Below are 4,079 nucleotides of genomic sequence, written 5' to 3' on the forward strand. Positions count from 1 at the left end.
GAGATATGGTGAGTTCCATCATCAGAACTAAAAAATTACATGATGATGGTATATAAGTAAGCCTTCAATTAGAGAATAAGAATTTTAACATTTATGTTGGTGTTCAATCCTAATGATTAAATAGGAGAGTAAATCATGACATGGACTTTCAGTGCACGTAGTGAACGACGGTTGGAAGGAGTCCACTCTGATTTAATACAAGTAGTCAGACGGGCTCTGTTGCTTAGTCCGGTGGACTTTATAGTGCTTGAGGGTGTGCGAACACCAGAGCGGCAACGAGAATTGAAAGCAGCTGGCGTCACCAAAACGTTGAATAGTCGACATATTACTGGCCACGCGGTGGATCTAGCCCCTTGGTTAAATAACCAGATTCCATGGCATGATTGGCATGCATTTACGATGGTAGCCAACGCAATGAAGTTGGCAGCAGTTGAGCTGAATATTTTACTAACATGGGGAGGGGAGTGGCAGTCTCTACGAGACGGCCCACATTTTGAATTACCATGGGAGGTATATCCGTGAATATACTGCTGATCCTGAAACGTACTGCCTTAATTATCTTGTGTCTAGCCATTTCAGTGGGGGGGGTAATACTAAGAATGCAATACAAAAGCCTGCTATCTAAGCAGGCTGAAAATGAACGGCTCACATTGATAGTCGACTCACTGCAGGCTAGGTTGGCGAAAATTAGCAGTCATCTTGATCACATTTCGACGACGCTAAGTAAGCAACAGCTGCAACAACAACAACTGGAGGAAAACAGTGAACAGACTAGACAGCAGATACGGAAAATGGTGGCCCAAATCCCTTGTGCTAATGAGCTTGTGCCAGATAATATTATTCGGTTGCAGCGCAACGCCCTTACCGGTCACTCCGTGTCTGGTTAATCCAGTTCCTACATCTCTTCTTGTTCACTGCGCTATTCCTCCTTTTACAGTACAGCACTGGGGTGATTATCCTGATTACGTCGAGCGGTTACATTTAGCACTGGCAAAGTGTAACCTAGATAAAGATGCTATAGCTACATTATTACAGATTTTTAACATGCCACATTGACGAGCAGCCATTAAAAATAAAGTAAATAAAAAGGCTATATATATCATTTGTTTGAAACTATGTTTTATAACAACACTTCGGGAGGCATATGCCTCCCGAAGTGCTAAATTGGAGTGACTGAAACTGTTCTTATTCTCCATTTGCTTATAGCAAGCACTATATATTTCTAGCTCACTTGGTATCTACGAATACATCTACAGTAGGGGAACTAAGCCGTTGTCCTGTTGCAGGACGGGTGACAGTTGCCCTGAAATGACCGTTTTTAGTGGAAACATGTGTATCTATACCTAATAAGTCTTCTGGATAAGGTCCCATCGCCACAGAGTTCTGAGCCACATCAGCAGAAGTAACCGTATAGTCCTTTGTAAAAGCATGTTGGCCATCAATACCCTCTATTTTGGCGGCCAAACTGACCACGTCCCCAGCCTGCATACCCTGATAAGTGATGATGAAGGGCTCGCTTAACGCTACGTCAATATTTAACGCTGGGCCACCTATTGTATCTTCTGTTGGTACTGTTAGTGACGGAGAACCGAACTGCGCAACAAACATCACAGGATTAGTGAGTAGTTTCACTCCTTCAAACTCGGCCTGTACAATAGCCTGACCAGCAGAGGTGCTGGAAAGAGTCACACTTGTCTGGCCACTGCTATTGGTTGTCCCCGTTGTCGATGCAAGCTTGCCAAAGTTGGTACTCCAACTAACGGTTTTACCTGCTATCGGTTGGTTGTTGTCATCTGTGACTGTGACGGTATAGGTAGCATGATCGTTACCATCAGCCTTTACGCTAGTTTTATCCACCGTAACTTGAGAAGCAAGGACTAGGGGTGAGGTTGTAATCAAAGTTTCAGCCACATTGGAACGGTTGCCCTTTCGATCCACCGCCACACCATCCAATGGGATCGGCAGATTCTGATAGTTAGGTAGTTGGATCACAATGACATTGTTACTGTTCGAAATTATTTTACCGCCAGCATGGAGCAAGGGACCATCATTAAGCTCGATATGGTCTAAGCCATTGCTAGACTCGATCATTGGGATCAGCGTTACAGATGACAGAGCTTCGCCAGTCACTTGAAGGGGGAAATGTAATACGAGATTATCCTGCTTACGATAGTCCAACACAATATCATTATTACGATTAACTAAATCCAAACGATTACTACTCAATTGACGTAACGCAACAACGCTATTTGGCGAAATCTGCCGAACCCAAGACACACCAGGACGGTATGTCATCTGCAATATAAACTGAGTGTCATGCACTCCATTTTTCCCTAGCTTCTGATCAAGCCCCATTGTAACCAAAGGCACAGGCGTATAATTAACCCCAAGAGTAAAAGAATGAGGGTTATGTTGACGATCATTAAAGTCGTCAAATAACGACACACCATCTCCATAATATTGTTCATATACTATTTTGCCACCTAACTGGGGTAGTTTAGGTAGCCAACCTTCAGCTCGAACATCCCAACCATCTGCAGGTCGCTCGTCATATCCGTCATGGCTGCGGGAAGAGTGCCAATCAGTGAGACCATGATAGAGGTTACTGGAAATATGTAAGTTATCAACCCAAACCTCACTACCAAAACCATAACGACGATTTACATTATTCCATGTCGAGTCTAAAAATGCGTTATACCCGAACATCCACTGATGGAAAAAATGGCGATGACCTAAACCTATATTCGTGGTAACCAAGTCATCATTTTCTCTGATACCAACTTGGCTAAACACAATATCCGTGGCACTGTTATATAGAGGAAAAAGGAAGTCCAACGAAGAACCGTTGAGCGAAAAATCTGGCGCAGTATTTAGTTTAACCTGTGCAGTACCAAACTGATTAAACCAGTTTTCAGCACGATTTGATACAGCCGAAGTCACGCTGCCTAATGCCATAGAAGTGACGGCCTTTTCACTTTGTTCATCAGCAATGAGACGACCAACCTGCGATGATAGCTCAGCAACCTTGTAAATTTTACTGTCAACTTCATCTGCATTCGCTTTCACTACAATTGGTGTAAACACAGTTAAAATAAGTATAGCCGGCATGACAAATGAAAATAACAACCTCCATGCAGCCTTAATACTATCTACCACTTTATACCCCTTACCCTTACCATGACAATAAACATAGCCATTAGACGATGGTGCGATGCTAAAAATGACTAGTATCACACTCAGCCAGCAGAAACTCAGAATTTCTTGGCATCTGCTGCATCTATAGCCAGACAGCCAGACACTTAGTCTGCCTTACTATTTCGAAGCTAGCATACCGAGGGGATACAGATATCTTGAAGTTCTTTACAATTAAAGAATATTCAGTTTAAAATCAATAACTTATAGCGCACCGCACGTCAATCTTAATTACTCTGTTCAACATAACCACATCAACTTAACTAGGTTTATTAGTGAAAGGACGAGGCTGTGAGAGTTAAATGTATGTGTAACGTTAGCTTTCCCCCCATTCGCCTCCTTATATAAAAATTTGTTTTGCTCATGCAAAGTCATCACTAAAACTAAGACCCTTGGATAAATAGCTTATACAAGGTATCATTATAAAGTTTTCATATTATTAAATTCGCTATATAACAATGAAAGTGGTCACATAAATAATGCTGAAGTTAAGACGTAAGATTTGATGTCCAAATATTATTCACTACTTGTGCGACCTGCTTAAAAGTGAATGGTTTGGTGATCACAAAGCCCTCAATGAAATTAACTTCTCGCTGCAACAATTTCAGTTGATGTTCGCTTGAGATAACAACAAGCGAGGACATCCCATGCTTAGCTATCTGTATGTTTAGAAGTGCATCGAACATACGGTCCAATTTCCACCTGGGTTCTTTTTCCATGGAGTCTAAATCATAAATCACTACGTCTGACACATCAGTCATGGAGTTAAAGCTAAATTTGTTCAATGATAAGTTCCAGTTACCATCACCAGACAGCATAATATTATCTATATTAGGCTGTGTCTTTAAAGCAGAACGCAATAAATCTTTAATTACATTAAACTCACT

Annotated in this window: 5 protein-coding genes; 3 read left to right on the plus strand and 2 right to left on the minus strand. The window is 41.7% G+C overall.

Features of this window, described 5'->3' with window-relative positions; genetic code table 11:
• The first annotated feature begins 135 nt into the window (after window positions 1-135).
• The 3 genes from AACS24_RS05785 to lysC are packed head-to-tail and all read left to right on the plus strand — an operon-like array spanning window position 136 to window position 1,056.
• Window positions 136-522, plus strand: coding sequence for a M15 family metallopeptidase (locus tag AACS24_RS05785; protein ID WP_108572663.1), 387 nt, complete (start codon window positions 136-138; stop codon window positions 520-522).
• On the plus strand, window positions 519-887 hold the full coding sequence (locus tag AACS24_RS05790) for a hypothetical protein (RefSeq protein ID WP_181364326.1): 369 nt from the start codon (window positions 519-521) through the stop codon (window positions 885-887). Before AACS24_RS05785 ends, AACS24_RS05790 begins: the two co-directional genes overlap by 4 nt.
• The gene (gene lysC / locus AACS24_RS21815) at window positions 817-1,056 is read left to right on the plus strand and encodes an Rz1-like lysis system protein LysC (protein WP_146181461.1); all 240 of its coding nucleotides are present in this window, start codon (window positions 817-819) and stop codon (window positions 1,054-1,056) included. The genes AACS24_RS05790 and lysC overlap by 71 nt, the downstream gene beginning before the upstream one ends.
• Before the next feature lie 171 nt (window positions 1,057-1,227).
• Here lysC and AACS24_RS05795 read toward each other — a convergent pair whose 3' ends face one another.
• Entirely contained in the window at window positions 1,228-3,156 is a 1,929-nt protein-coding gene (locus AACS24_RS05795; protein ID WP_146181462.1) for an inverse autotransporter beta domain-containing protein, read from the minus strand.
• 524 nt (window positions 3,157-3,680) lie between these two features.
• On the minus strand, window positions 3,681-4,079 hold a 399-nt coding region (locus tag AACS24_RS05800), incomplete at its 5' end, for a response regulator (protein WP_181364327.1).

The organism is Aeromonas sp. HMWF016 (assembly GCF_963878195.1).
GTDB lineage: Bacteria > Pseudomonadota > Gammaproteobacteria > Enterobacterales > Aeromonadaceae > Aeromonas > Aeromonas lacus.

Coding starts and splice junctions, on each gene's coding strand:
- AACS24_RS05785 (WP_108572663.1), top strand. CDS start 136: ATGACATGGACTTTCAGTGCACGTAGTGAACGACGGTTGGAAGGAGTC.
- lysC (WP_146181461.1), top strand. CDS start 817: ATGAGCTTGTGCCAGATAATATTATTCGGTTGCAGCGCAACGCCCTTA.